Annotated in this window: 16 protein-coding genes and 1 riboswitch; of the genes, 9 read left to right on the top strand and 7 right to left on the bottom strand. The window is 42.0% G+C overall.

All coding sequences use genetic code 11. The features are described 5' to 3' along the window. The first annotated feature begins 24 nt into the window (after window positions 1-24). Window positions 25-372, top strand: a complete 348-nt coding sequence (locus ACFSBH_RS01455; RefSeq protein ID WP_251516170.1) for a winged helix-turn-helix transcriptional regulator — start codon at window positions 25-27, stop codon at window positions 370-372. A 32-nt stretch (window positions 373-404) separates the two neighbouring features. Here ACFSBH_RS01455 and hutG read toward each other — a convergent pair whose 3' ends face one another. From hutG to megL, 7 genes are all read right to left on the bottom strand, one after another. After that, on the bottom strand, window positions 405-1,340 hold the full coding sequence (gene hutG, locus ACFSBH_RS01450) for a formimidoylglutamase (RefSeq protein ID WP_251516169.1): 936 nt from the start codon (window positions 1,338-1,340) through the stop codon (window positions 405-407). Next, window positions 1,337-2,590 carry an imidazolonepropionase gene (hutI, locus tag ACFSBH_RS01445; RefSeq protein WP_379595683.1) on the bottom strand — a complete coding sequence of 418 codons (1,254 nt, stop codon included), beginning with the start codon at window positions 2,588-2,590 and terminating at the stop codon, window positions 1,337-1,339. The genes hutG and hutI overlap by 4 nt, the downstream gene beginning before the upstream one ends. A gap of 2 nt (window positions 2,591-2,592) precedes the next feature. Beyond that, the gene (hutU, locus tag ACFSBH_RS01440; RefSeq protein ID WP_251516167.1) at window positions 2,593-4,248 is read right to left on the bottom strand and encodes a urocanate hydratase; all 1,656 of its coding nucleotides are present in this window, start codon (window positions 4,246-4,248) and stop codon (window positions 2,593-2,595) included. Further along, window positions 4,245-5,762: a histidine ammonia-lyase gene (hutH, locus tag ACFSBH_RS01435; protein ID WP_251516166.1), complete on the bottom strand. Its 1,518-nt coding sequence runs from the start codon at window positions 5,760-5,762 to the stop codon at window positions 4,245-4,247. The genes hutU and hutH overlap by 4 nt, the downstream gene beginning before the upstream one ends. Window positions 5,763-6,100: 338 nt before the next feature. Further along, window positions 6,101-6,619: an acyl-CoA thioesterase gene (locus tag ACFSBH_RS01430; protein WP_251516165.1), complete on the bottom strand. Its 519-nt coding sequence runs from the start codon at window positions 6,617-6,619 to the stop codon at window positions 6,101-6,103. Between the two features lie 10 nt (window positions 6,620-6,629). Further along, window positions 6,630-8,066 carry a cardiolipin synthase gene (cls, locus tag ACFSBH_RS01425; RefSeq protein WP_251516164.1) on the bottom strand — a complete coding sequence of 479 codons (1,437 nt, stop codon included), beginning with the start codon at window positions 8,064-8,066 and terminating at the stop codon, window positions 6,630-6,632. A 965-nt stretch (window positions 8,067-9,031) separates the two neighbouring features. Further along, window positions 9,032-10,216, bottom strand: a complete 1,185-nt coding sequence (megL, locus tag ACFSBH_RS01420) for a methionine gamma-lyase (RefSeq protein WP_251516163.1) — start codon at window positions 10,214-10,216, stop codon at window positions 9,032-9,034. A gap of 269 nt (window positions 10,217-10,485) precedes the next feature. Here megL and rarD point away from each other — a divergent pair, with 269 nt between their 5' ends. The 8 genes from rarD (at window position 10,486) to ACFSBH_RS01380 (ending at window position 21,696) form a co-directional block, all read left to right on the top strand. Next, window positions 10,486-11,376 (top strand): EamA family transporter RarD, encoded by an 891-nt coding sequence (gene rarD, locus ACFSBH_RS01415; RefSeq protein WP_285853842.1) that lies wholly within the window; start codon window positions 10,486-10,488, stop codon window positions 11,374-11,376. Between the two features lie 134 nt (window positions 11,377-11,510). Beyond that, window positions 11,511-11,628, top strand: a riboswitch (SAM riboswitch). Between the two features lie 177 nt (window positions 11,629-11,805). After that, entirely contained in the window at window positions 11,806-13,494 is a 1,689-nt protein-coding gene (locus tag ACFSBH_RS01410) for a PLP-dependent aspartate aminotransferase family protein (RefSeq protein ID WP_251516161.1), read from the top strand. A gap of 566 nt (window positions 13,495-14,060) precedes the next feature. After that, window positions 14,061-14,942 carry an SGNH/GDSL hydrolase family protein gene (locus ACFSBH_RS01405; protein WP_251516160.1) on the top strand — a complete coding sequence of 294 codons (882 nt, stop codon included), beginning with the start codon at window positions 14,061-14,063 and terminating at the stop codon, window positions 14,940-14,942. A gap of 5 nt (window positions 14,943-14,947) precedes the next feature. After that, entirely contained in the window at window positions 14,948-15,598 is a 651-nt protein-coding gene (locus ACFSBH_RS01400; RefSeq protein ID WP_251516158.1) for a YpmS family protein, read from the top strand. A 58-nt stretch (window positions 15,599-15,656) separates the two neighbouring features. Further along, the gene (locus tag ACFSBH_RS01395; RefSeq protein ID WP_379595679.1) at window positions 15,657-17,903 is read left to right on the top strand and encodes a sensor histidine kinase; all 2,247 of its coding nucleotides are present in this window, start codon (window positions 15,657-15,659) and stop codon (window positions 17,901-17,903) included. Next, window positions 17,900-18,604: a response regulator transcription factor gene (locus ACFSBH_RS01390; protein WP_251516155.1), complete on the top strand. Its 705-nt coding sequence runs from the start codon at window positions 17,900-17,902 to the stop codon at window positions 18,602-18,604. Before ACFSBH_RS01395 ends, ACFSBH_RS01390 begins: the two co-directional genes overlap by 4 nt. Window positions 18,605-18,710: 106 nt before the next feature. Then, on the top strand, window positions 18,711-19,940 hold the full coding sequence (fabF, locus tag ACFSBH_RS01385) for a beta-ketoacyl-ACP synthase II (RefSeq protein ID WP_379595677.1): 1,230 nt from the start codon (window positions 18,711-18,713) through the stop codon (window positions 19,938-19,940). 16 nt (window positions 19,941-19,956) lie between these two features. Then, a complete protein-coding gene (locus tag ACFSBH_RS01380; protein ID WP_379595675.1) occupies window positions 19,957-21,696 on the top strand; it encodes a class I adenylate-forming enzyme family protein in 1,740 nt (579 codons plus the stop codon). The last annotated feature ends 13 nt before the right edge of the window (window positions 21,697-21,709 follow it).

Raw genomic sequence — 21,709 nt, 5'->3', positions numbered from 1 at the left:
TGATTTAAATAGAGTGAGGTGATCATGATGGAGGAAATCTTATGTCCACGTTTTGAAAAGGCTATGGGATTACTAAGCACACGTTGGGTAGGCTTGATTTTATTCGAATTACTAAAAGGGACGAAGCGTTTCTCAGAAATGGAAGCTGATTTACCTATTAGTGGCAGATTGCTCTCTGATCGCTTGAAGATGCTCGAAAAAGAAGGTATCGTCGAACGTAAAATATACTCCGAGTTCCCGGTTCGGATTGAATACTCACTTTCAGATAAAGGCCGTGCGTTGGAGCCGGTCATTCGCGAAATTCAAAGTTGGGCAGATAAACATGTTACAAAAGAAGAAGTAGAAGCAGAGCAAGCGGATAAAGTTAAGTAACAAAAGACAGGTGCACTCACCTGTCTTTTTTATTATGTTTCCTTATTTTTAATATAAGTTAGAATCAGGTAGGCAGCCGTTTTACTCGTCATATCCCGGATATCCTGGGTAGGATCAATCTCCACAATGTCCATAGCCTGGACAAGTGGATGCTTGGCAGCAACTTCAACTCCTCGAAGCAATGTTTGTGTATCCATCCCTCCAGGTCCAATCGCCGGACATCCGGGGGCAAATGCTTGATCGAGCACATCCATGTCCACAGATAAATAGATGAAATCAGCAAGTCTGGAAAACCGGTTCAACTCCCGCTCCATAATGTAAATTATCCCTAATTCACGAACTTGCTCCATGGTATAAACTTGGATGCCATGTTGATTCGCAAAATCATGATATTCTTTCGCATTCATGAAATCCCGGATACCGATTTGCGAGATCCGCTCACCCGTCACAATATCATCCTCAATCAGTCTTCGAAATGGTGTACCGTTCGTCGGGCCACCGTCTTCTGTATTCCGTAAATCATGATGCGCATCAAATTGAAGGACACCGATTGTATGATTGGCAGCAAGTGCCTTGATGCTGGAATAGGAGATGGAATGATCTCCACCTAAGAAAAACCACTGAGAAGCTGCCCCGGTAGCGAGAACTTCTGTCAATGCCACCGTTATCCGTTGTTGGCTCTCCTCCACATCGGTCGGGTGCATCAAGACGTCACCGAAATCTAAAAGTTCATCGGTCAGTTCCCTTCCTTCCTCACCGGAGTAAGTGGAAAAACTAGCCAAGCTATTGCGGATTGCTGTTGGTGCTAGAGAGGCACCTGAATGGCTGATGGATGGCTTGGATAAAGGGAAACCGACTAATCCGAACGTTGCCTTTTTCCCCTCATCATAGTGCCGCAATAATTCATTTGCTTTAGTCGTAAAACGGTCTTTGAAGATTGCTTTTCCTGCCGGACGTAAGAAAGTCATCGGATCCCCTCGTTTCTGTATCGTATTTCACCATTTTTCAATACTGTATTTACATGATTGACCCCATAATGATAAGGGATATAGAGATGATTCGGCGCATCCCAAATGACGATATCCGCTTTTCTTCCTATCGCAATGGAGCCTGCTTCTTCTCCGCGGTTAATGGCATATGCTGCATTGACGGTTACAGCATGCCATATTTCGGCTGGTGACATATTTAATTTTAATGCGGCAATCGACATGATAAGCTGGAGGTTTTCCGTCACCGAACTGCCGGGATTGAAATCGGTGGAAATTGCGATTGCCGCTCCGGCATCAATCATTTCACGCGCCCTGGCATAGCTATCTTTACCAAGGTAAAAGCTCGTTCCCGGTAAAATGACTCCAATCGTATCGGATGCTCCGAGCTTTTTGATTCCTTCATCTGAAGTGACCGCCAAATGCTCGGCACTGATTGCGCCTAACCCAACCGCAAGCTCAGTCCCCCCGAGCGTTTCAATCTCGTCCGCATGAATCTTCACTTGGAAGCCTTTAGCTATCGCTGCTTCCAAATAACGCCGGGAAGCTTCCACACTGAATACATTCGCTTCTGTAAAGATATCTACAAATTCTGCGAGATTCTCCTCCTTGATTTCTTCAAACATTTCTTCCATCGATTGCAGAAATTTTTCTGGGTCATCTTTATACTCTGTTGGAATAGCATGTGCCCCCAAAAACGTGGAAACGAGGTCAACTGGATGCTGTTTCTTCAGTTCTTTCACTACTTCCAACTGTTTCAATTCTGTCTCCCGGTCCAAACCATATCCACTTTTTGCTTCCACCGTCGTAATCCCGTGCATAAGCATCCGGTCCAAATGGAAGCGGGCTTTTGATAATAAATCATCATGCGATGCCTGGCGTGTCGCTCGTACGGTCGATAAAATGCCACCGCCTTGCTTTAAAATTTCTAAGTAATCTACTCCTTGTTGTTTTAAAGATAATTCCTTTTCCCTTGATCCGCCAAAAACGAGATGCGTGTGTGCTTCAACGAGGCCTGGGGTAACCAAATTTCCTTCTGCATGGATTGTTTTTTTCGCAGATAAATTTCTTGCATCAGCTGTTTTGCCTATCCACGCGACTTTTCCATCTTGGATTGCTACTGCAGCGTCTTTGAGGACTTGAAGCTGATTCATTTCCTCCCCCTTAGCTGGACCATCTGCTTCCATTGGCAAGAGTTCCCCGATGTCATGAATCAAGATATCGTATTGCATCTCTACTCCCCTTTCTCATACATTGGCAGTACAATGTTCTGGTCTTTTGCAAATTGGATGGCCTCTTCATACCCCGCATCAGCATGGCGGATCACTCCCATACCTGGATCGGTCGTCAACACTCGTGAGAGGCGTTCTCCCGCCAAGTCGGTACCATCCGCAACGACAACCATACCTGCATGTAAGGAGTACCCCATACCGACGCCACCACCATGATGAAAAGATACCCAAGAACCACCAGCTGCTGTATTGATGAGAGCATTTAATATTGCCCAGTCGCCAACTGCATCGCTTCCATCTTTCATTGCCTCGGTTTCCCTGTTTGGCGAAGCAACAGAGCCGCTGTCCAAATGGTCCCTGCCGATCACAATCGGGGCTTTCAATTCACCTCTTCTAACCAGCTCATTTATCGCCAGACCCATCTCTTTCCGCTCTCCGTATCCTAACCAGCAAATTCGGGCAGGCAGGCCTTGAAATGACACTTTTTCCCTAGCCATATCAATCCAGCGGATAAGCGCTTCATTTTCCGGGAACAATTCTTTAATCAATTTATCAGTTCGATAAATATCTTCGGGATCACCCGACAATGCTGCCCATCGGAATGGGCCTTTCCCTTCTGTAAATAAAGGCCGGATAAACGCTGGAACAAAGCCAGGAAATTGAAAGGCATCTTTCACTCCTTCATCATGAGCGACTTGCCGAATATTATTGCCATAATCAAAAACGACAGCACCTTGATCTTGAAACTGAAGCATTGCTTCGACGTGCTTAGCGATACTTTGTGTTGCGAACTTTTCATAACGGGTCGGGTCACTAATGCGGAGAGTTCTCGCTTCTTCCAACGTAAATCCTGCAGGGATATAACCATTAAGCGGGTCATGGGCTGCCGTTTGATCCGTTACGATATCAATCTGAACTCCACGACTTAATAATTCATGATGTACTTCAGCAGCGTTACCGAGCAATGCGATGGAGAGTGGTTTTCCTTTCGCTTTAGCTTCCGTTGCCAATTGGATTGCTTCTGTCATATCATCTGTCATCACATCACAGTAATTGGTTTTCAAACGTTTCTCAATCCGACTCTCGTCTACTTCAACAGCGATCACTACCCCTTCATTCATCGTGACAGCAAGAGGTTGAGCCCCTCCCATTCCACCAAGCCCCGCCGTTAACGTGATCGTTGATTTCAAGCTGCCACCGAAATGTTTTCTTGCCAATGCTGCGAATGCTTCATATGTTCCTTGAAGAATCCCTTGGGTACCGATATAAATCCAGCTTCCTGCCGTCATTTGTCCGTACATCATGAGTCCTTTTCGATCGAGTTCGTGGAAATGCTCCCACGTCGCCCATTTTGGTACAAGAACTGAATTAGCAAGCAGCGCACGCGGCGCATGTTCATGTGTCTTGAATACACCAACCGGCTTACCACTTTGAATCAGCATCGTTTCATCATTTTCGAGTTTTCGGAGTGTAGCTACAATCGCATCAAAAGCTTCCCAATTTCTTGCAGCCTTTCCAATCCCGCCATAGACGACCAGTTCCTCCGGGTCCTCCGCCACTTCAGGGTCGAGATTGTTGTACAACATTCGTAATATCGCTTCCTGCTCCCAGCCTTTACATTCTAAATCCAAGCCCTTCTTCACTTTCACTTGTTTCATTTTGTATTCTCCCACCTTTCAGATACATAACTATCATCAGCTTCCTTCAACCAATGTGCAGCGCGGGCAATATCTTCAGCAAAGATGCGATCTTTTATCATGCTCGGAATGATGTTCCTCGCTCTTTTATAAAACTTTCTCGTTGTCTTCGCCATATTGGCGACACCACGGTACTCACATGCTTGGAGTGCACAGATTAACTCGATGGCTAGGACGTTCCTCGTATTTTGGATCATCATGTAGGCATGTCTTGCTGCAGTCGTTCCCATGCTCACATGATCCTCCTGATTGGCGGACGACGGAATGGAATCAACACTTGCAGGATGAGCCAATGTCTTATTTTCGGATACCAGGGATGCCGCACTGTACTGTAAAATCATCGCTCCTGACTGGAGACCTGGGTTCGGACTTAAGAAAGCCGGCAAGTCATTTAATTGTGGGTTGACGAGCCGCTCAATCCGCCGTTCGGAAATGTTAGCTACTTCAGCGATTCCAAGCTTCAAAAAATCCATTGCAAATGCTATCGGTTCTCCATGAAAGTTTCCACCAGATAAAATCTTCTTCTCATCCGTAAAAATAATCGGGTTGTCGGTTACTGCATTGATTTCAATCTCCAACTTTTCCTTCGCATAATGCAGTGTTTGCCAACATGCCCCTAACACTTGGGGAATGCAACGAAGAGAGTATGCATCCTGTACTCGTAGTTCGGCTTGTTTTGTAGTCAATTTGCTTCCTTGAAGAATCTTGCACATCCTAGCAGCAACTTCGATTTGCTCTTTGTGCCCCCGCACGTGATGAATTGCAGGTTCAAATGCATCGATGATCCCTTGTAATCCTTCAAAGCTCAAGGCGGCAATGAGCTCACTTTGATACAGCATTTTTTCCATTTCCAAATACGAGAGGACACCAACAGCTGTCATCGCCTGCGTTCCGTTGATGAGTGCGAGTCCTTCTTTAGGCTTCAATTTAATCGGTTGAAGGTTCGCTTGTTGTAACGCGTTTTGTGAGGCTATACGTTTTCCCTGGTAGAAAACCTCCCCTTTCCCAATCAACGGCAGAGCTAAATGAGCTAACGGAGCCAAGTCGCCGCTTGCACCGAGAGAGCCCTGCGCCGGGATAACTGGATGAATTCCGGCATTTAATAAATCTAGCATTCTCTCAATTAAAGCAGGCCGTACTCCTGAAAAGCCGCAAGCCAATGCATTTGCCCGAAGCAATAACATCGCCCGACTGACTTCTTCAGAAAAAGGCTCCCCGACTCCACAAGCATGGGAATGGAGCAAATTGATTTGCAGCTGTTCCAGATCAACTTCATCGATTAAAATATTACTCAGCTTTCCAAAGCCGGTATTAATGCCGTACATGATTTTCTTTTCTTTGAGAAATGTTTCCACTGTTTGTCTGTTTTTCTCTATATTCACTTTCGCCTGTAGGTCAAGCTGCACCTTTTGCCCCGAGAAAACAACTTGATGAACATCGTCTAGTGTTAATGTATTCCCTGTTAACCGAATCATTCTACACCTCCACGGCATTACTTCACTATGCTAAAGAGACAAACGAAAAGGAGGCTATGGTTTGAAACCATAGCCTCCTCGTATGGGTTGGATAGATGTTGATTGCCAGAGCATCATAGGAACACCTCGTTTGGTGGAGTTGCTAATAATTTTAGAATATTTATTATATTCATTATAAGCGTTTTCATAGTAGATTGCAAGGGTGGAAAACAGCTAACAGATAGACGAAAGGATGAATTTTTCGGGAAGTAAGCACATCTATGTGTTTCATATTGTTAAAAAAAAGGAACGCAAGTAATTTTGCGTCCCCCTTGAATGTTATTCCATTGAAACAAGTGCTATCTTCTGTCCCAAATATAATCTGCACCGATTTCCTTTGCAAAGTTTTTTGATTTCTTCCGTCGGGAATCACGTTGTTCAGCACGCTCTGGTGCAGATTCATGAAGTGATTTTTCATAATCCGTTTCTGGATAAACCGGTGGAACCGGTGTCGGTTTGCCATTTTCATCGATTGCTACAAAGGTAAGAAAAGCAGTATTACAAACCTTCTTCTCCTCCGTCACAAGGTTTTCCGTAATGACTCTTACAAAAACCTCCATGGATGTATTTCTTGTCCACGTAACAAAGGCTTCAATTAAAATTGCATCGCCCGCCCTCACTGGGGTGAGAAAATCCACCGAATCAATCGAAGCGGTAACGACGGGATTCCGGCAATGCTTGATCGCCGCGATTGCAGCCAAGTCATCAATATGGGCGAGTAACTTTCCACCAAATAATGTGTTGTGGAAGTTCGTATCCGGCGGCTGAACATGGGTCGTTTTAATTGCTAGTGAATCAGAACAAGGTTTTGCTTTCATAATGTCCTCCTTATAAAACTGGTGATAGTAGTCTAGATACAGATTCTTTAATACGAATTCCGATGGAACGTTTTTCGTATAATTTTTTCGTCATTTGCGTAGAACGGCGAATATCATCATTAAACGCTTGTAAAAGCTCTTGCGTAATTTCTTTATCATATATAAAAGCATTCACTTCAAAATTGAGTTGGAAGCTCCGCATATCAATGTTCGCAGTTCCAACTGTGGAAATCTTCCCGTCAACGATGAGCGTTTTTGCATGTAGAAAGCCGTTTTGGTAAATATATACTTCCCCGCCCGCTTGCAATAAGTCCCCACTATGAGATAGTGTTGCCCAGTAGACAAATGGGTGATCCGGTTTATTTGGAATCATCACCTTCACATCCACACCAGATAATGCAGCAATCTGCAAGGCATCCCGCACACTTTCATCCGGGATGAAGTAAGGGGTCTGAATATAAATGGACTCTTTCGCTTCCATGATCATTTTAATATAACCATTTTTGATTTGCTCTAATTGTTGATCCGGTCCACTGGAAACAATCTGCATTCCAGCATTCCCCGCTCTTTCCGATTGATAGTATCGGTCTTCGTACAGAATCTCTTCTTTAGAAGCCTGATTCCAATCGAGGATAAACCTTGTCTGCATACTTTCGACCGCAGAACCTTTCACTCTCAGATGAGTATCCCGCCAGTAACCGAACTTTTTATCTTTACCCAAATATTCGTCACCGATATTAAAGCCACCAATATACCCGACTTTTCCATCAATAATGGCAAGCTTTCGGTGGTTACGATAATTGATTTTAAAATTAATGACCTTAGCTGGGAAAAATTCCTCAATTTGCACGCCTGCTGCTCGGAGACGCTTTTTATATTTTTTTCCTAGCCGTCTCGAGCCCATCGCATCAACCAGAAAACGAACAGTCACCCCTTCATTCGCCTTCTTGATCAACACATCAGCAAGCTTTGTCCCCAGTTCATCATTCCGGACAATATAATAAATCAAATGAATATGATCTTTGGCCCGTCGCATATCCTGCAGCAGTCGATCAAATTTCTCTTTCCCGTCGAGAAGAATATCGACATCGTTATTTTGGGAATATAGCGAATTATCCGTCCTTAAGTTCAGGTAGATCAAACTCTGATACCGCTTCATATCCTCATCACTGTATTCGAGTTTGTCATCTTCAATTTCCCGCAATTGACCTTGGACAGCTGCTTTTAAACCTAATCGGCTTTTCGTATCCCATACAAATATTCGACCATTGCTGATCGGTTTACCGAATATTAAGTAGAGAAAGAACCCGGCGATTGGAACGAATAACAAAACCATCAACCATGCCCAAGTCGAAGAGGCATTTTTTCTCTCTAAAAAGACAATGGAAATTCCAAGAATTATGTTTACTATCAAGATAATACTTAATAAGATCGTAGTTAAAGTCATCCTTGTCGCCCTCTTCATCATTCAAATTTCAGTAAAAAATGGGCCCCGCATAAAAGCGTAGGCTCCCGTTTAACAACATCCAGACTTTCCTTGCGTCACTTTCAGATAAGAAATTCATGGCTTATCTTGTTAAGGGACCGAGGAAGTCTGGCTGTAGTAAATGCTCGTCTTGTTACATCACTCCTCACAAAGCAACCTGGAATATGTATAGAAAATTGATTTACTAGTCGCTTGGCCGAAGTTATAAAAAATATTTATAAAAGCTGGGTCATTCGTGATTATATCGCCCACAAAACAAGTCTTCACGCACCCCATTATCTACCATTACTATAGCATAATCCTACTTTAAGATAAATTTTCCAGCGTGACTAAAGCTCCATTTCACAGTTCTTGGAGTACGGACAACCTTTTTCAAGTGCTCGTGACATTAGAATTCGCTTCATAACAATAGTTATGCCTTTCTTTCGTAAAAAGGCAAATCAATATGGAGGAGTATCTTGTCTGGAAGAGTAAAATTAAGTTCAAAGTGTGCAATAGAAGTGTTCTCTTGTCAGGAAGCAAAGAAATATTAGCTCAAAACGAACAAGAGAAAGGCTCTCTTGTAAGGAAAGAGATGGATTTTACCCGGAAACGTGTAATAGGAGCTTCCTCTTGTCAGGAAAAGAAAAAATTTCAACCAGAAACGTGCAATAGAAACATCCTCTTGTCAGAAAGAGAAAGAATCTTACACTGAAACGTGCAATAGGAGCTTCCTCTTGTCAGGAAAAGAAAAAATTTCAACCAGAAACGTGCAATAGAAACATCCTCTTGTCAGAAAGCGAAGAAATACGAGTTCAAAATATACAATAGAAGCACTTCCACGTCATCCAAGTACATAAGCCAACCCGCTTATCATCACTCGTATCTTAGTACCCCTCCTAAAAAAGAAAAAACATCTTATCCCCATGGATAAGATGTTCGGCGTTTTATACAACGTCTAATGCTTGCTCCAAATCTTCCCAGATATCTTCCCAAGCTTCGAGCCCTACAGAGAGCCGAATTAATTGGTCCGAGATGCCCATCTCCAACCGGGACTCCTCTGGTACAACGGCATGTGTCATTGTCGCCGGATGTTCGATCAAGGTTTCAGCATCGCCGAGACTGACGGCGATTTTGATAAATTGCAGGCGATTCATAAATTCCTGGGCATCTTGTTTCGTCCCTTTCACTTCAAACGAAATCATCCCACCATTTTGACTCATTTGTTTCTCCGCAATCGAATAATCTGCAGAATTCGGGTCACCAGGAAAATAGATTTTCCCTACTTGCGGATGTTCTCTCAACTTTTCATATATTTTCGATGCGTTTTCACTATGGCGATCCATTCGAACTGGAAGTGTTTTTAACCCCCGCAGCAGCAGCCAAGCATCGAATGGAGACATGATTCCTCCAATATCTTTAAGTGTGGTCATTGCCATATTTTCAATAAATTCTTCTTTACCTACCACTAGCCCTGCAATGACATCCCCGTGTCCGCCAATATATTTTGTCGCACTGTGGAGGACTACATCACAGCCGATATCGAGCGGGCGCTGCAAGTAAGGGGTAGAAAACGTGTTATCTACAACAACAGGAATATTATATTCTTTCGCCACTTCCACAACGAGCTCTAAATCAATCAGTTTCATCGTCGGATTAATCGGGGTTTCTACATAAATCACTGAAGTTTCGGGCTTGATTTTAGATCGAATTTCTTCCTTGGAGTCCATCATGGAAAAATCAGAGGTGATATTATATTTTTCTTTCATCATCATGAGTAAACCAAAGGTACATCCATATAAACCGGCTGAGCATAGCACATGATCATTTGCCTTTGTTAAGGACAGCAGCACCGCAGAGACGGCAGCCATTCCCGAAGCAAAAGCCAAACCTTTTTCACCATTCTCCAATCGCGCAATCCGTTCTTCCAACACACGTACAGTCGGATTACCGAGGCGCGAATAAATATAGCCTTCCTCTGTGCCATGGAAACGCCTCTCCCCTTGTTCTGCAGTATCAAAAACATAAGTGGACGTTTGGAAAAGCGGTACAGCCAAGCTCCCAAGCATCTCCTTTTCGTCATACCCCTCATGAATTACAGCCGTTTCAAATCGTTTATGATTTTTTGTCATGTCCCTTCCCCCTTTTTTCATGACAAATACTCTCTTATACCAACATATGCATATCCCAGCAAGCGGTAAATCAAGCTATCTGATAAATACTGTTACATATTATTTTACTTCAATAAACTCAATAATGAAAGCGTTTTCCTGAAATGGGTATAGATTGTTAGATTCCAATAAAATCGATTCTCAATCATTTGCCTTTTTAAAAAATTAATTCTACTATTATTTTAATATATAGACAAAGAAGGGTTTGATGGAGTTTGGAAACGAAGGAAATGAGATTGGGCACTTTGTATGCTTTCAGTGCTTATTTACTTTGGGGATTTTTGACGATGTATTGGAAGTTCCTTGGAAATGTAAATCCGATGGAGGTATTGGCACATCGGATTGTATGGTCTTTCGTTTTCATGATTTTTTTATTACTAGTCATTAAACAGTTCCGCTCCTTCCTGAAGGAATGCGGTAAATTATTTAAAAATCCAAAAGATTTATTAGGGATTACAACTGCTTCTCTCCTCATTTCAACGAATTGGTTTTTATTTATTTGGGCAGTAGGCAATGATTATGTACTTCAGGCAAGTCTCGGTTATTACATTAATCCGTTGATGAGTATTTTCCTAGGCATCGTCGTACTGCGGGAAAAGGTAACTGGAAAGCAGACGATCGCATTCTTGCTTGCTATTGTTGGTGTTCTTTACCTGACTATCCGCGGCGGAGTTTTTCCTTGGATTTCACTTGTTTTTGCATTGACATTTGCAATATACGGATTGCTTAAAAAGAAAATCAATATAAGCGCAACGCATGGACTTACGATTGAAACGATGATTATTACACCTATTGCACTTGGTTATCTGTATCTTTTACCATCAAACAGTTTTACTTTTTCACCTGTCTTCTCATCGACAAATCTCTTGTTATTCGGCGCTGGAATCATCACGGCCATCCCACTTTTATTATTTGCCAAGGGGGCAAAGACGATTCCTTTATCGATGGTAGGTATTTTACAGTTCATCGCACCGACGATTATGTTTTTCTTAGGGGTATTCGTTTATCATGAACCTTTTTCAACAGATAATTTTATCGCATTCTTATTTATTTGGTCGGCATTAATACTATATTTGAACTCGGTTTACCACCACCCCGCTAAACATCGAGCAAATGCGTAGAAAACATTAATTATTTTTAATAAATATTAAAAGGGTTGACATTGGTCAAAGTAAAGCGTTATAATCATCAGTAAATTTATAAAAGATTTTCAAATACAGCAACAGTGTCAATTTGAAAATCTTAAACAATTAATCTCTTATCAAGAGCGGCGGAGGGACTAGGCCCGATGAAGCCCGGCAACCTTGAAGTAAGCACGACTTACTTTTAATGGTGCTAAATCCTACAGATCGACCAGATCTGGAAGATAAGAGGAGGAATGGTATAGAAAACTATACGCCCTCTTCTTAGGAAGGGGGCTTTTTTAATTCCCCTCCCTTGCCAGATAAAAAACGGAAACACCTTTCTTGAAAGCAATCCAAGCAGGTGCTTTCGCAGAAGGTAGCTAGACAAGAAAACATATCTTGCCAAATAACAAGGAGGAATTTACAATGTCAGAATTCAATTTTTTCGATTCAGAAACACTAGGATTACACGCAGGTCAGGAGCCTGATCCAACAACAGGTGCTCGAGCACTTCCAATCTATGAGACTACCGCTTATGTTTTCCGTGATACGGAGCATGCGCAAAATTTATTCGGTTTAGCAGAGACAGGAAACATCTACTCTAGAATTATGAACCCAACAGTTGACGCTTTTGAAAAGCGTATCGCTGAGCTTGAGGATGGGGTCGCAGCTGTAGCAACTTCTTCAGGAATGGCTGCCATTACTTTCGCAATCCTTAACGTCGCTACTGCTGGTGATGAAATTGTTGCGGACGCGAACCTATACGGTGGTACGTACAATCTTTTCGTCAACACGCTTCCAAAATATGGAGTTACGGTAAAACTAGTTGACGGTTCGGACCCAGAAAACTTCCGCGCAGCAATTACAGATAAAACGAAAGCACTTTTCGGTGAGACGATTACGAACCCAAGCCTTAACGTATTCGATATTGAAGCAGTTGCTGAAATCGCTCATGAGAACGGAATTCCTTTGATCATTGATAACACATTCGCTACACCATTTAACGCAAAACCAATCAGCTGGGGTGCTGACATCGTTGTCCACTCTGCCACAAAGTGGATCAGTGGACACGGTACAAATGTTGGTGGCGTCGTTGTTGATGGTGGTCGTTTTAACTGGGATAGTCCAAAATTCCCTGAATTTACAACACCAGACGAAAGCTATAAAGGTGTACGCTATGCAGATCTTGGCGCTGTAGCTTATGCATTAAAATTACGTGTTACCCTTTTACGGGATATTGGTTTCACATTAAGTGCACAAAGCGCGCATAATTTCTTCCTTGGTCTACAAACGTTACAAGTACGTATTGATCGTCATATCGAGAATACGAAGGAAGTTGTTTCTTACTTGAATAACCACCCTGCAGTAGAATGGGTAAACTACCCAGGTCTAGAAGGGCATCCTTCATACAACCTAGCGAAAAAATACTTGATCCGTGGCGGTGGTTCAGTTGTGACATTCGGCATCAAAGGTGGACGTGAAGCTGGCCGTAAAGTAATTGATAATATTAAACTATGGTCACATGTAGCTAACGTTGGAGATTCAAAATCTCTCATCATTCACCCAGCTTCTACTACACAACAACAGCTATCGGATGAAGATTTGAAGAAGAACGGTACACCGGTTGAACTAATCCGTCTATCAATTGGTCTCGAATCACCAAAAGATATCTTAGTTGAACTGGACAAAGCAATTGCAATAGCTACTGGAGAAGAACCACAAATCAAGACTACTGAAGAAGACGTCGTGAAATGGTTGCTTCACTCTCCATTTGACCGCTCTGAGGAATTAAGACAAAAAACAGTTGCTGTGTCAGGAGTAGAAGAAGCGACGAAGAAAAAACTTGCAAACTACGGATTCCAAGTCGTTTCTATTGAAGATGACGTTGATGTCCTTGATGCATTAGTAGTGAATGCTCAAGAACTTCCGAAAGAAACAATTGAACAGCTAATTAACAAACAAGGAAAAGTACTATGGGTTGAAAATAAAGTGGCTGATGCAGCTGTAGAAAATGTAAAAGCCGCTGGAATCCAAGTCATTCAAGACAAATCTATTGCCGATGAATTAGATCGAGTTCGTGGCAGTAAGTTAGTGAAGGAAACAGTAAAACTATAATTGAGAAGTAACGAGGAACCGAGTGCTATGTGCACTTGGTTCTTTTTTGTTCCAATAAATTTTCATGATGAGATTTTTCTGCATAGGCAATGGTTGTCCCTGAATAAGCTAATGATACAAAGTTTCGGATCAGGTGCCTTACCTCATCAGACTTAAATAATATCTACTATACTCCCTAAATAGGATTGTTTAAAAAGATTGCGGGATATTTTCCCGTATCAGAATGAATTCAGATGCTTTGGGAAAAGAAACACAGCACACCTTCCCATAACAGGTCGAATCCAAGTGTTTCGGGAAAAGAAATACTGCTTATCTTCCCCTGTCAGATTTAATTCTAGCGATTCAGGAAAAGAAACACACAGCACCTTCCAAATTTTAAGCAATCCAGGAAGTCATTAAATGTTTTCTGACTGAAATTCTCCCATTCCCCTATTCACCAACCCACATTCCATGTTTATAAGTTTAACATTTACTTTTTACGTTCAAAATAATAGGGTAAATAAGAAATAGTAGTTGAGGACAAAACAAGTTATACTAGTATTAGACAGAATTTAGGTGTGATGACATTGAAAAAATTATTATTTATGTTTTTGATAACCATTCTTATTGCTATTGGAATAATTTATTATATAGATAATCAGAAAGCGGTACTCAAACAGCCTTTGATTCCTCAAGAAGATGAGGAACAAGTTATGGAAGAGATACAACCTGAGGAAGAAGAAACAGAAGAAGATGTCCAACAAGAAAATAGTTTAACAGAACGGGTATCTACTGTCTTTCAAGAAACGTTGGATCGTATTTTCCAGCGTGAAGTGAAAATCGTAGCAATTGGAGATTCGCTTACTCGAGGAGTCGGCGATGCGACAGAAGGCGGCGGGTATGTCGGCATCTTGGAGCGTACTCTCAACCAGAACAGACATGTGGCCACTTTTGAAAACCTCGGTCTGCCTGGAAACCGCTCGGATCAGCTTTTAAGAAGATTGGACCAGCCTGAAATTATGGAAGAATTGGAAGATGCTGATCTTGTACTCATTACAATCGGTGCAAACGATATTTTGAAAGTCACCAGAGAACACTTTACAAATTTAGAGATTGATGTGTTTATTGATGAACAGGCCCGCTACGAGGAAAGGCTCAAACAAATTTTAGAAAAGATACAGAGCATCAACGAGAATGCCGAAATCTACCTGCTTGGAATCTATAACCCTTTCGAAAAATACTTCCAAGACATTGAGGAATTGAATCAAATTGTCAATGCTTGGAATACAACAGGCAGCGACTTAACGATGGAAATGGAAAATGTCACGTTCATCCCGATTGACGATTTGTTTGCCGACAACGAAAATCCGATTTTTGCAGATGATAATTTCCACCCGAATTATGCCGGGTATTACTTGATGGCTGAACGTGTGCTGGAATACATTTCTAAAGAAGAAGAAGAAGGATGACAATTATGTCTAGATTGAATAAACATAGAGATAAAATAAATTGGAAAAACGGCTTCTTCTTTATTTTGGCGATCAATATAGCTATTTTCTTACTAGTTGTCAGCTTTATTTTTTGGCCAGCGGAGGAAGTCGAACTCCCACATCGCTCGGTAGATATAGAAAAAGAAAGTTCGGAATTTATCGTACGGACGTCAAAGGAAAACTTAAACAACTTAATCAATGCTTATATTGAACATTTAACGGTGAACACGGAACATAAATACCGGATTGAACTGGAGGAAGATGTTCATCTCATTGGGGAACTTCCTGTTTTTTCCACAACGGTTCCACTATCGATGCATTTCGAACCATTTGTTGTGGAAAATGGAGATATTATTCTAAAACAGCGGTCGATATCATTAGGATTATTGCAGCTGCCGAATAAAAGAATCATGGAATATCTGGAAAGATACTTGCCGATGCCCGAATGGGTGACGGTCAATCCGGATGATGAAGAAATTTATATCGCCATCACCGATATGGATATACGAAGTAACTTCGAGCTTGCTGTTGAAACCATTGATTTGGAGGCGAATAATTTAGCATTCCGAATTCGCGTACCTTATGAAACATTGGGTATTGAAACGTGGAATATGATTCCTACCCCAAAAAGATGATTTCTGCTGAAGTCAGGAATCATCTTTTTCAATATACATATTACATCAAGGAGAAGACATGAAGAAAAATAAATCTTTTAAAAGAGAGCTTATCCTATCATTCCTTATCATTGGAATCACCTCCATCATCATTCTCGGAAGCTTTCAAATTTATCAGCTCTATTCCCTAGTGAATGAAAAACAGAGCAATCAAATCGCACTTACGACATTCATGGAAGATTATATCGATAATTATGTCGACACTCATGCCCGTATCATTGAAACGATGTCCTATCAAATTTCTGATGACGTCTCTGAAGGGGATTTCGCTTCGATTCAGCAAGACTTAAGCGAAATCAAAGCACACTACCCCGGCTTTGTTAATTTATATATCGGGGACCCTGAAGGACAAGCAATGCTTTTCTACCCCGAAGTGCTGACAGATGGAGTCATTGAAGAAAATTATAATTTCAGTGATCGTCGTTATTATCAGGAATTGATTAATAAACAAACTAGTGTGATTTCTCCGGCCTTTCATGGAAGGGGCGGGACGGACCTGCTTCTTGTTGCCATCGTCTCCCCTATATTCGATGACCAAGGAAACATGCAAGGTTATCTTCTCGGGGCCCTTGACTTGAACGAGTTGGACAGTTATACAAGCAATCGGATCAATGATGACACGAGCAAAACAATTGTGCTTGATCGGGAAAATAACGCAATTGTCCATCCCGATATCGATACCGCTAGAGAACTGGTCAATCTATCAAATAATGAAATTGTAAACCATATTGAAGGCAATCAAACATCCGGAAGCTTTACGATTAAAGATGGTGACGAGCGAAAATTTATCACCTACGGAAAAATTGAATCACTGGGTTGGACCGTTTGGATTTCCAGCCCTGTCATAGCGATTATTGGTGAATTTTTAGATTCCATATTCGCGGTCATTCTCGTTGCATTATTGACTGGTGCAATCGTAATCATCACGAGCCTGCTATTGACAAACCGTCTGGAAAGCGCCATACATAAACTGCTTCACTATATTCATAGCTACACCGCCAGCTATAAAAAGAATGAACCCTTCCAATTGGCCGCACAAATTTCCGGCCCGTCAGAAATGAATGAAGTACTCATCCATTTTAATGGGATGATGGAAGAAATTGATTACAACCGGGAAAAACTAATGAAGCTGAATACCGAATTGGAAGAACGCGTGAGGGAAAGAACAATCAACTTGGAAAATAAAAATAAAGAGCTTCGATTCAAACACGCTGAATTATCAGCAGTTCTCGAAAGTATGTTTGAAGGAATTATGCTATTGGATAATAAAAAGCAAATCCGTTATGTAAATGAATTTTTCCTCAAGGTCATTGAAAACGAAGCCCTCCCTCCCCTTCAAACATTGGAAGATGTTTCAGAACGGCTGCTCACTTCTTTTGATGTAACCCAGGAAGAACTGGATAGCTTCTTTAATGAAGGCGGAGAACTCAAGCTTAAAAATAAACTGGAATCTGGGAAGGATCAATTTTATTTACTTCACCGTTTTTCCGTGACGTCTGAGGAAGAACAAATTGGTTTTGGCCTGTTGATTCAAGATATTACAAAGGAAGTAGAGATTGATACGTTGAAGGATAATCTCATCTCACTTACTTCCCATGAATTCAAAACTCCAATCACAACCATCAAAGGCAGCGTGGAGACATTGTTACGGAATGATGTCGATTGGGAACCGGAGTTTAAACAGGAGCTTCTAGAAGGGGTGCTCGAGGATATTGAACGGATCCAGCAGCTCGTAAATGATTGGATGGATATTTCCAAGATTGAGTCAGGCACGATGTACATCGAACCCCGACAAATCCATGCGGATAAAGTAATACAAGAATCAATCGACCGTATTCCGCCCGTTCTACAGGAAGATGCTACGTTCCAGTTTCATAATGAAGTGGAAGGAAAAGCCGTATTTTATGCAGATAAAGAAAGAGTCCAACAAGTGCTGCTTAATTTATTCACCAATGCACTGCGTTATAATGACGCAGTACATAAAGAAGTTGAAATCATACTAAGGAAGAATGAGGAATATATCATCATTTCCGTTTCAGACAACGGGATAGGGATTGATGAAAAACATATCGAACGCATTTTCAATCGTTTTTACCAAGTTGATGTTACTGCGACGAGACGTTCAGGTGGCACCGGTCTCGGTTTAGCCATTGTCCAAGGGGTAATGGAAGCACATCAAGGAAAAATCAACGTAGAGAGTTCTGTCGATACGGGCAGTACATTCACACTTTATTTTCCACATGTAGGTAAGGAGGTCAACAAATGAAACAAAAAATCTGCGTCGTTGATGATGAAGCAAAAATATTACGTTTTGTGGCTGCCAATTTAAAATCCGTTGGCTATGAAGTAGTCACAGCAAGCTCAGGAAAAGAATTACTTGAAGAATTCGACCTCCACAGTCCCGATTTAATCTTACTCGATATTATGATGCCGGAAATGGATGGATTTTTCGTTTTAGAAGAAGTGAGGAAATTTTCCAATGTACCGATCATCATGCTGACAGCAAGAGGTAATCCCCAAGATAAAGTCCGAGGATTAAACTTGGGAGCCGATGATTATTTAACAAAGCCGTTCTCACTCGATGAACTTTTCGCCCGGGTAAATGCGGTACTTAGAAGGACAAGTCCCCAAGTGCCTATTGTATCAGAAGCTGGAACTTCCACCGTTCAAACAGGAGAATTGAAGCTCGATATCGGCAGTAAACGCTGTTGGATCGACGATAAGGAAATCAAACTCACCCAAACTGAATTTGCCATAATAGAGATTCTTGCATTAAATATCGACAAAGTGGTTCAGCACGAAACTATCCTTACTAAAGTATGGGGAGCGCAATATGTGGATGATGTAGAATATTTACGGGTTGCTATTGCGCGAATTAGAAAGAAGCTGAAAGACCAATTAGCGGAAAAGCAAGATTACATCATTACGTATCCTGGACTTGGATATATGTTAAAGGCAATTGCTTAAAGTTATAGACCACTGGTATCTGCCAGCGGTCTATTTTTTACATCGAAAGCAGTCAGTTATGGTACTATGTTTTTAATGGAAAGCATTTACAAAGGAGGGATTTAGAATGAAAAGAAGAGTTGTTGTAACAGGTACTGGCGTGGTGTCTTCCTTAGGAAATGATGTGGAAACCTTATGGAACAACATAACTAATGGGGTATCCGGAATCAAGCCAGTTACGTCAGAGGAATTCAAGGACTTAAGCACAAAGATCGCTGGAACAGTTGAGGATTTTCCAGCTGAAAAATATATCGATAGCAAAGAGTTGAAGCGATATGACCGCTTTACCCAGTTTGGAGTAGTCGCCGCAATGCAGGCATTGGAGCAGGCTCGGGTAGACTTGGATAAAATTAATAAAGACCGAGTCGGAATCTATATCAGTTCCGGGGCTGGCGGGATGGATACGATAATGGAGAATCATAAAGTCTTGCTGGAAAAAGGACCAAAACGGGTGTCTCCGTTCTTCATTCCGATGTCCATCCATAATATGCTTGCTGGCTTATTAGCGATTAAGACAGGCTTCCGGGGCCCAAGTTTTTCAACCGTTTCTGCCTGTGCGACGAGCAACCACTCCATCGGAGAGGCTTATCATCAAATTGCACACGGCTATAGTGATGCAATTTTGACTGGCGGTGCAGAAGCGACAATCAATCCACTGTATTTTGCTGGTTTTTCCAAAATGCGGGCGATGTCTACAGCGAATGAAACACCAGAACAAGCATCGCGTCCATTTGATGCTGACCGTGACGGCTTTGTCATGTCTGAAGGTGCCGGGGTACTATTTTTAGAAGAATACGAGCATGCAGTAAATCGCGGGGCTCCCATCCTTGGAGAAATTATTGGGTACGGCAGCACAACCGATGCCTACCATATTACAGCCCCTGACTATCAAGGAGCATCCCGGGCGATGAAGCTTGCGATCGAACGAGCGGGAATAGATCCTGAAGATGTCGATTATATCAATGCCCATGGGACTAGTACACCGACTGGTGATGTTTCTGAGACGAAAGCGGTGAAAGAAGTGTTTGGGGACCATGCCTATAAGCTTAAAGTCAGTTCATCAAAATCGATGACAGGTCATTTATTTGGTGCCGCAGGAGGCATCGAAGCAATCATCACGTTAAAGAGCTTGGAAACCAATACTTTTCCACCAACGATCAATTTGGAAAATCCCGATCCAGAATGTGACTTGGACTATGTCGCTAATCAAGCAGTCGAAGGGGAAATTGATATTGCTTTATCCAATGGGTTTGGATTCGGTGGCCATAACGCGGTAATTGCATTCAAAAAGTTTTAATTAAGGGGGAAGTTCAGTGACAACGACGAAGAAGAAAGTTCCAATATTGCCAAGTGTGGAAGAAAGAAGAAAATCTCTAGAAGCGCGTTTCCCTGTCTGGCCTAGGGATACGATTGCCGCTCATTTCCAAAAAGCTTGTAAAGCGTATAAAGACCGTCCTTATCTATATATGGATGATGAGGAATATACATATGAAGATATTTGGAGAGATGCTGTCCAGTACGCAAAAGCGTTTATGGAGCTTGGGGTAAAGCGTCGCGATCATATTGCAATTTTAATGCGGAATGACGCTACCTTTCCTTCATTAATGATCGCCTCTTCCATCGTTGGTGCTGTATTCATTCCGATTAATTCGATGCTGAAGAAGGATGAACTGAAATATATCATTTCCCAATCTGATACACAGTATTTGATTTTTCAACAGACGAAGAAGGATGAAGGTCATCAAGATATGTTATTGGATATCCTTGCTGATCCGAATTTCCAAGCTAATAATAAGCTTGAAAAAATCATTGCGATCAATAAAGATGAAAGCCGTACAATCGACGAGCAGTTTCTATCTTGGGAAGATTTTTTAACAAAAGGCAATGCAGTTTCAGATCAAGAATTGACAGAGAGACAAAATGAATCCCGTTATCCGGATGAAGTAGCGATCATTATGTACACTTCCGGTTCCACTGGAAGTCCAAAAGGTGTCATGCTGACCCACGACATGCTTTTACGTTCTGCATACGGGACATGCTTAAGCCGTGCGATTGAAGACGGACGAGTTACCTTCGCACCTCTGCCTTTTTATCATTGCTTTGCCATTATTGAAGCGATCCTTGCTATGTCCTTTGTCGGCGGCTCGTTCATCTCGGCAGTTGGAGCATCTCCACTTCTATCTTTACAATTGATGGAAAAGTATCAAGCAAATGATTATTTATGTGTACCGACTACATTAGTTCCATTATTGAATCACCCACAAGTGAAGGAATTCGATTTAACCCATTTATTCGCGATGTGGTGCGGTGCTGCGCCTGCTCCGATACCAGTATGGGAAAAAGCTGTGGAGACCCTAGGGTTGACCGAGATCATCACAGGATATGGACAGACAGAAGTTGCTTCTTCTGGCGTCACGACAGAGATTGGAGATTCCCTAGAGCGGATTTCCACTAGAGTCGGCCGTCCGAAATTAAATGGAGTAAGTGGGTTATCAGAGTTTAATGGCAGCTCCGTACAATATAAAACCGTTGATCCGGATACAGGCGCCACCCTCCCTGCAGGTGCAGTTGGAGAATTGGCGGTACGCGGGAATACAGTTACCCATGGTTATTACAAAAAACCAGAAGAAACAGCGAAAACGATTGATAAAGATGGCTGGCTGCGCACCGGGGATGTAGGAAGAATCGATGAAAATGGGTATTTACAAATTCTTGGCAGAAGTAAAGAAATTTATAAAGTATCCGGTGAGCTCGTTTCTCCTCGGGAAGTGGAAATCGTTATTTCCAAGCATCCAGCAGTGAATCAAGTGAATGTCATTGGTGTGCCAGATAAATTAACGACGGAAATCGGTGCAGCATTTATTGAATTGAAAGATGGGGAGAATCTCTCACGTAAGGATATCGTAGATTGGTGCTCTTCACAGCTTGCCCGCTTTAAAGTACCGCGACACGTCTGGTTCATCGAGGCATCAGACTGGCCGATGACGAGTACTGGAAAAGTCCAGAAGTTCCGCCTTAAAGAAAAAGCGGAAGAATTACTTGCGAAGAAATAACGGAGGGTTAACG

This window comes from Oceanobacillus luteolus, assembly GCF_042678205.1.
GTDB lineage: Bacteria > Bacillota > Bacilli > Bacillales > Amphibacillaceae > Oceanobacillus > Oceanobacillus luteolus.
This window is presented reverse-complemented; position numbering and strand designations above follow the sequence as displayed.

What these genes read in the sequence shown, in the direction of transcription:
- ACFSBH_RS01455 (WP_251516170.1), top strand. Translation starts at nt 25, where the DNA reads ATGATGGAGGAAATCTTATGTCCACGTTTTGAAAAGGCTATGGGATTA.
- hutG (WP_251516169.1), bottom strand. Translation starts at nt 1,340, where the DNA reads ATGACTTTCTTACGTCCGGCAGGAAAAGCAATCTTCAAAGACCGTTTT.
- hutI (WP_379595683.1), bottom strand. Translation starts at nt 2,590, where the DNA reads ATGCAATACGATATCTTGATTCATGACATCGGGGAACTCTTGCCAATG.
- hutU (WP_251516167.1), bottom strand. Translation starts at nt 4,248, where the DNA reads ATGAAACAAGTGAAAGTGAAGAAGGGCTTGGATTTAGAATGTAAAGGC.
- hutH (WP_251516166.1), bottom strand. Translation starts at nt 5,762, where the DNA reads ATGATTCGGTTAACAGGGAATACATTAACACTAGACGATGTTCATCAA.
- ACFSBH_RS01430 (WP_251516165.1), bottom strand. Translation starts at nt 6,619, where the DNA reads ATGAAAGCAAAACCTTGTTCTGATTCACTAGCAATTAAAACGACCCAT.
- cls (WP_251516164.1), bottom strand. Translation starts at nt 8,066, where the DNA reads ATGACTTTAACTACGATCTTATTAAGTATTATCTTGATAGTAAACATA.
- megL (WP_251516163.1), bottom strand. Translation starts at nt 10,216, where the DNA reads ATGACAAAAAATCATAAACGATTTGAAACGGCTGTAATTCATGAGGGG.
- rarD (WP_285853842.1), top strand. Translation starts at nt 10,486, where the DNA reads ATGAGATTGGGCACTTTGTATGCTTTCAGTGCTTATTTACTTTGGGGA.
- ACFSBH_RS01410 (WP_251516161.1), top strand. Translation starts at nt 11,806, where the DNA reads ATGTCAGAATTCAATTTTTTCGATTCAGAAACACTAGGATTACACGCA.
- ACFSBH_RS01400 (WP_251516158.1), top strand. Translation starts at nt 14,948, where the DNA reads ATGTCTAGATTGAATAAACATAGAGATAAAATAAATTGGAAAAACGGC.
- ACFSBH_RS01395 (WP_379595679.1), top strand. Translation starts at nt 15,657, where the DNA reads ATGAAGAAAAATAAATCTTTTAAAAGAGAGCTTATCCTATCATTCCTT.
- ACFSBH_RS01390 (WP_251516155.1), top strand. Translation starts at nt 17,900, where the DNA reads ATGAAACAAAAAATCTGCGTCGTTGATGATGAAGCAAAAATATTACGT.
- fabF (WP_379595677.1), top strand. Translation starts at nt 18,711, where the DNA reads ATGAAAAGAAGAGTTGTTGTAACAGGTACTGGCGTGGTGTCTTCCTTA.